The sequence below is a fragment of the uncultured Dysosmobacter sp. genome (genome assembly GCF_947631635.1).
In the GTDB taxonomy this organism is placed as follows: Bacteria; Bacillota; Clostridia; order Oscillospirales; family Oscillospiraceae; genus Oscillibacter.
Genome location: NZ_CANRMB010000040.1, coordinates 22,743 through 29,140 on the forward strand (window position 1 = coordinate 22,743; position 6,398 = coordinate 29,140).

Consider the following 6,398-nt stretch of genomic DNA (forward strand, 5'->3'; position numbering starts at 1 on the left):
CGGAGGGCGTTTTTTCCCTGTCCCGTATCTTTTAAAAAGGAGAGAACAAGTATGCAGATCTACGAAGAACTGAAGGCCCGGGGCCTCATCGCCCAGGTCACCGACGAGGAGCAGATCCGGAGCCTGGTCAACAACGGCAAGGCGGTCTTTTATATCGGCTTCGACCCCACCGCCGACAGCCTCCACGTGGGCCACTTCATGGCCCTGTGCCTGATGAAGCGGCTCCAGATGGCGGGCAACCGGCCCATCGCCCTCATCGGCGGCGGCACCGCCATGATCGGCGACCCCTCCGGCCGCACCGACATGCGCTCCATGATGACCCGGGAGACCATCCAGCACAACTGCGAGTGCTTCAAAAAGCAGATGGAGCGGTTCATCGAGTTCGGCGAGGGTAAGGCCATGATGGTCAACAACGCCGACTGGCTGCTGAACCTGAATTACGTGGATTTCATCCGGGACATCGGCGCCTGCTTCTCCGTCAACAACATGCTGCGGGCCGAGTGCTTCAAGCAGCGGATGGAGAAGGGCCTGAGCTTCCTGGAGTTCAACTACATGCCCATGCAGTCCTATGACTTCTACCACCTGTATCAGGAATACGGCTGCAACATGCAGTTCGGCGGCAACGACCAGTGGAGCAACATGCTGGGCGGCACGGAGCTGATCCGCCGCAAGCTGGGCAAGGACGCCCACGCCATGACCATCACCCTGCTGCTGACCAGCGAGGGCAAGAAGATGGGCAAGACCGCCAAGGGCGCCGTGTGGCTGGACCCCAACAAGACCTCTCCCTACGAGTTCTACCAGTACTGGCGGAACATCGAGGACGCCGACGTGCTCAAGTGCATCCGAATGCTGACCTTCCTGCCCCTGGAGCAGATCGACGAGATGGACAAGTGGGAGGGCAGTCAGCTGAACCAGGCCAAGGAGATCCTGGCCTACGAGCTGACCAAGCTGGTCCACGGCGAGGAGGAGGCCGTCAAGGCCCAGGAGACCGCCCGGGGCCTGTTCTCCGGCGGCGGCTCCGCCGCCAACATGCCCGCCACGGAGCTCTCTGCGGAAAAGTTTGAAAACGGCAGGATCGGCGTTTTGAACCTGCTGGTGGCCTGCGGCCTCTGCGCTTCCAACGGCGAGGCCCGGCGGCTGGTGCAGCAGGGCGGCGTGGCCGTGAACGACCAGAAGGTCACCGACATCGCCGCCGCCTTTGACCAGAGCGATTTCCAGGGCGAGGGCGTGGTCATCAAAAAGGGCAAAAAGGTGTTCCACCGGGCCTGCGTCCAATCATAAGAGACAGCGCCGCTCTGCGGCCGGATAGGGGATAGAAGATATCATTTAACATATCTCCTATCTCTTATCTTCTATCGCATATCTCCCGCATCGAGCTTGGGAAACAGAAGAAAGGAAACAGTATGATCACAGTCAACGACGTCAGCATGAACTTCTCCGGCCAGACGCTGTTCAAGCATGTGGATTTGAAATTTGTCCCCGGCAACTGCTACGGCATCATCGGCGCTAACGGCGCGGGCAAGTCCACCTTCCTCCGCATCCTCTCCGGCGACCTGGAGCCCACCACCGGCGAGGTGGTCATCTCCAAGGAGGACCGCATGTCCATCCTGAAGCAGGACCACTTCCAGTACGACGCCTACACCGTGCTGGACACCGTCATCATGGGCAACCAGCACCTGTACGACGTGATGAAGGAGAAGGACGCCCTCTATGAGAAGGAGGACTTCACCGACGAGGACGGCGTGAAGGCCAGCGAGCTGGAGGCGGAATTCGCGGAGATGGGCGGCTGGGAGGCCGAGTCCGACGTGAGCCGCCTGATCCAGGGCCTGGGCCTCGGGGGCGACATTCTGTACAGCGAGATGTCTGCCCTCACCGCCAAGGAGAAGGTGAAGGTGCTGCTGGCCCAGGCGCTGTTCGGCAAGCCGGACATCATCCTGCTGGACGAGCCGACCAACCACCTGGACATCCAGGCCATCGAGTGGCTGGAGGACTTCCTCATGGACTGCGAGGCCCTGACCCTGGTGGTCAGCCATGACCGGCACTTCCTGAACACCGTGTGCACCAACATCGTGGACGTGGACTACGGCCAGATCAAGATGTACGTGGGCAACTACGAGTTCTGGTACGAGTCCAGCCAGCTGGTCCAGCGGATGATCCGGGACCAGAACCGGAAGAACGAGGAGAAGATCAGGGAATTGCAGCTGTTCATCCAGCGCTTCTCCGCCAACAAGTCCAAGTCCAAGCAGGCCACCGCCCGCCGCAAGCTCCTGGACAAGCTGACGGTGGAGGAGATGCCCGCTTCCTCCCGCCGGTATCCCTTTGTGGGCTTCAAGATGGACCGGGAGTGCGGCAAGGAGATCTTGACCGTTGAAAACCTCTCCAAGACCGTGGACGGCCGGAAGGTGCTGGACAACGTCAGCTTCCGGGTGAACAAGGGGGAGAAGATCGCCTTCGTGGGCGAGGACGAGATCGCCAAGACCACCCTGTTCAAGATCATCATGGGCGAGCTGGAGCCGGACGAGGGCAGCTACAAGTGGGGCACCACCATCACCACCAGCTATTTCCCCCTGGACAACTCCGCCTTCTTCAACGACTGCGACCTGAACCTGCTGGACTGGCTGGCCCAGTATACGGCCAATACGGCGGAGGAGAGCACGGAGTCCTTCAAGCGCTCCTTCCTGGGCCGGATGCTCTTCTCCGGCGACGATGTGTTCAAGCCCGTCAAGGTCCTCTCCGGCGGCGAGAAGGTGCGGTGCATGCTGTCCCGGATGATGCTGTTCGGCTCCAACGTGCTGGTGCTGGACCAGCCCACCAACCACCTGGACCTGGAGTCCATCACCGCCGTGAACAACGGCCTCATCGACTTCAAGGGGGTCGTCCTCTTCGCCAGCCATGACCACGAGTTCGTCCAGACCGTGGCCAACCGCATCATGGAGTTCGTGGGCGGCAGGCTCATCGACAAGATGGGCACCTATGACGCGTATATCGCCGGCCAGCGGGAGGAGATGCTGGCCCGGATGAATGGGTGACGGCCATTCCGGCGCATGTAACCATTTGTCACCTTTTGTCATGGAATTGTTGTTGAGCCGGAAAAATTGCAGATTGTAGACACCCGGACCGGAGAGGTCCGGTGGGAGGACATGGGCTATGTCTCCCAGTCCGCCCTGTGGTCGCCGGACGGCAGGTACCTGGCGCTGGCTTACAGCGGCAGGACCTGGAGCCATGTGAAAATTTTTGAGACGGACGCCTGGACCAGCTGGGATTTCACCCTGCCGGACGGCAGCGCCATCCCGGAGTACACCTTCCTGCCGGAGGACTGGGGGGCCTGGGTGCGGAATACAGCGGTCCCGGAGGAGGCGTATCACCTGCTCCTGACCGTGGGCCGGGGCGGCGACGGGGAGGAGGCCCACACCTACCGCTGCTCCCTTCAGATGGAGGACGGTCTGCTGACCGGCTCCGTCCTGGAACAGACCACCGAGGTCCTGCCGGGGGACTACGACTTCGACCACGACGGGGAAGCGGAGGCCATGGAGCTGGTGACGGTGCTGACGCCGGATACGCCCTATTTTCCAGCCTGGTATGAGCTGAACATCCAAAAGCGGGACGGCACAAAGCTGTGGACGCAGGAGGCCGCCCTGCCGCATGTGGGGTGGGTATCCCTGTTTGCCTGCGAGATCGACGGGGAGGACTATCTGCTGCGGTATCTTCCCTGGGCGGGGCAGGGCTATTACGCCTATGATTATCAGCTCTTCTCGCTAAGCAGTGCCGGAGAGGAGGTGCCGCTCCGGGAAAACCGGGTGGAATTCGATATGATGTTCGGAAGTGACATGCACTTGGGCTTTGATCCCGCCGCCATCGCCGCTTTTTTGGAGGAGGTCCACGGTGCGCTGGAGGGCAGCACCCTGCTGCTCACCACGGAGCACGGCAAATTCCGCACCGGCGGCAGCGGCGGGGACTTCCGGGAGGACATGGACTTCTGGGACGAGCACTGCCCCTATGATGAAAGCAGATCGCTGGAGGAGAATCTGCGGAACTATGAGGCATATGTCAAAGAGAGTATGGGTATCCAATAGGCAAGCGCAGCCGTCCGAAAATTTTTTCGGGCGGCTGTGTCACATTTTGGTATCCCAAGAGCGTTACAGAGAGCAGAGGGGGGATGAAGGTTGCTGGTCTACCTGCAAGCCATGGGGAACGACTCGGACCGGACGCGGTTTGAGGCGCTGTATCTTGCCTACCGGGGACTGATGTTCCATATGGCGGACCGCATCCTGCGCAATGAGCAGGACGCGGAGGACGCGGTGCATCAGGCTTTTTTGAAGCTGGCGGAGCGCATGGAGCTGGTGCCGGAGAGTCTGGGGCCCCAGACCCGGGCGCTGGCCGTGACCATCGCGGAGCGGAAGGCCATCGACCTGTACCGGGCCAAGCGGCGGCACCCCACGGCGGACCTGGACGAGGTGCCCCTCTCCTATGAGCAGGCGCTTCCGGCGGACGGGACGCTGGCCGGAGCCATGGCCGCCCTGCCGCCCCGGTACCGGGAGGTGCTGCTGCTGAAATACTACAACGGCTATGACAGCGGCGAGATCGCCGGCTTTTTGGACACCACGCCGGAAAATGTCCGGCAGATCATCACACGGGCCAAGAAAAAGCTGGCGGCGGAGCTGAGGGAAAGGGGGATGGTCCCATGACCATCACAGACGAGATGCTGTACGGGGCGGCGCCCCAGGCGGCGGAGCTGTTTTTGGAGACCCTGCCGGACCGGGCGGACTGCGGGCACCGGTTTTCTCCAAAATTCCAGGCAGACATGCGGCCCCTGCTGGCCGGAAAGCGGAGGCGGTGGAGGCGCGTCCTGCTGGCCGCGGCGGTGGTGGCGGCTTTGCTGGCCGTTACTGCGGGGGCCTTCCGGGAGACGGTCTTTCAGATGTTCCGGTCGGAGACGGAGGAGAGCGGCACGCGGTACGCCTTCCGCACCATGGACGAGCCGGGAACGTTCATACCCATGGAGGTCTCCCATGTGCCGGAGGGGTACGAGCAGGTCCAGGAATATCTCAAGGAGACGGAGACCTATACCCGGTACATCCTCACCTTTGAGAATGGGGATGGCGGGCGCTTCTATGTGGAACAGCAGCTGACAGCCCGCCTGGACATGGGCTTTGGCGACCGCTCGGACTACACGCTGGAGCACCCGGAGATCCACGGCGCGGAGGCGGAGCTGTACCACAACGGGGAGGACACCCTGCTCCTCTGGACGAAGGGCGGTTACGTCCTGGAGGTCTCCGGCGCGCTCTCCAAGGAGGAGGCGGTGGAGATCGCGGAGAACATCACATGGAAAGCAGAAAGGGGAAACTGATATGAAAAAGAGTTGGCTCTCATTTGCTGGCGGGATGCTGGCGATGGCGATGATAGCGGCGCTGATGGTGCCCGCCATGGCGGCGGGGACCTTCAGCGGCAAGGCGGCATTCGGCAAAGTGGGCGTGGAGGTGTTCAGCAGGAAAAAGTACGCCCCCGGCGCGTCCATGACCGCCGCCAGCGGGGAACAGGTGCCCGTCACCATCACCTATACCGACGCCAAGGGCGGCACCACCCACTATATCGCGGCGGAAAAGGCGGCGGAGCTGTTCGACATGAGCAAGGCCCCCGCCTGGGACAGCGCCAACAACTGCGTGGACTTTATCGCGGAGCACAAGGGGCCGGTGCATATCGTGAAGGTGGACCTGGACAAGGGAGAGACGGTCCCGGCCGATTTGCCTGAAAACACCATTACCGTCTCCCATGGAAGCACGGAGAATTGGGAAAAGCTCCAGGCCCAGGAGCTGGCGGCCATGCCCACCGCGCCGAAGCTGGGCGTGACGGCGGGCCCCATCAAGGAGGTCAGTCCCAAGGCGGTGGACCGCACCAGCATGGGATACAGCCTGTATAACGCCCGGTTTGAGTCCGACACCGGCGTCAGTGAGGCTGTCTACTGCGCGGACGGGGAGTACACCCTCATCACGGTGAAAAATGTGAGCTCCTGCGATGTGAAATGGCAGGTGGCCCGGCCCTATACCGTCCAGGCGGGCGGCGAGAGCCAGAAGTTCACCACCATCAAAATCCCGGCGGGCCAGACAGTGGAGCGGGCCTTCTATGTGCCGGAGGGGGCGGATCCGCTGAAGCAGACCCTGTCCATCGGCCTTACCGCCGTGAAGGAGGACGCTGTGACCAAGGTGGTCATCTCCGCGGAGACCACCCAGGACCCGCCCACCATCGGCAAGTCCAAAAAATAACGGGATAGGGGAGAGGCGGGACTTTCGTCCCGCCCTCTTTTTATTGTGAACACGAAAACCACGGGCTAAGCCCGTGGTTCCAAAAAGGCTATGCCTATGAGTAGAAATGATAAACCTCCAACGATACAATAGAAGATG

The 6,398-nt window shown here is 61.7% G+C and carries 6 protein-coding genes; all 6 read left to right on the forward strand.

Annotated elements, in window-relative coordinates; all coding sequences use genetic code 11:
- Positions 1-51 precede the first annotated feature (51 nt).
- The 6 genes from tyrS (at position 52) to Q0Z71_RS15825 (ending at position 6,260) form a co-directional block, all read left to right on the forward strand.
- Positions 52-1,281: a tyrosine--tRNA ligase gene (tyrS, locus tag Q0Z71_RS15800; RefSeq protein ID WP_298024826.1), complete on the forward strand. Its 1,230-nt coding sequence runs from the start codon at positions 52-54 to the stop codon at positions 1,279-1,281.
- 122 nt (positions 1,282-1,403) lie between these two features.
- Positions 1,404-3,029 (forward strand): ABC-F family ATP-binding cassette domain-containing protein, encoded by a 1,626-nt coding sequence (locus tag Q0Z71_RS15805; protein WP_298024827.1) that lies wholly within the window; start codon positions 1,404-1,406, stop codon positions 3,027-3,029.
- A 66-nt stretch (positions 3,030-3,095) separates the two neighbouring features.
- Entirely contained in the window at positions 3,096-4,073 is a 978-nt protein-coding gene (locus Q0Z71_RS15810; protein ID WP_298024829.1) for a hypothetical protein, read from the forward strand.
- A gap of 90 nt (positions 4,074-4,163) precedes the next feature.
- Entirely contained in the window at positions 4,164-4,685 is a 522-nt protein-coding gene (locus tag Q0Z71_RS15815) for an RNA polymerase sigma factor (protein WP_298024831.1), read from the forward strand.
- Positions 4,682-5,347: a DUF4367 domain-containing protein gene (locus Q0Z71_RS15820; protein WP_298024833.1), complete on the forward strand. Its 666-nt coding sequence runs from the start codon at positions 4,682-4,684 to the stop codon at positions 5,345-5,347. Before Q0Z71_RS15815 ends, Q0Z71_RS15820 begins: the two co-directional genes overlap by 4 nt.
- A 1-nt stretch (position 5,348) precedes the next feature.
- Entirely contained in the window at positions 5,349-6,260 is a 912-nt protein-coding gene (locus tag Q0Z71_RS15825; protein WP_298024835.1) for a hypothetical protein, read from the forward strand.
- The last annotated feature ends 138 nt before the right edge of the window (positions 6,261-6,398 follow it).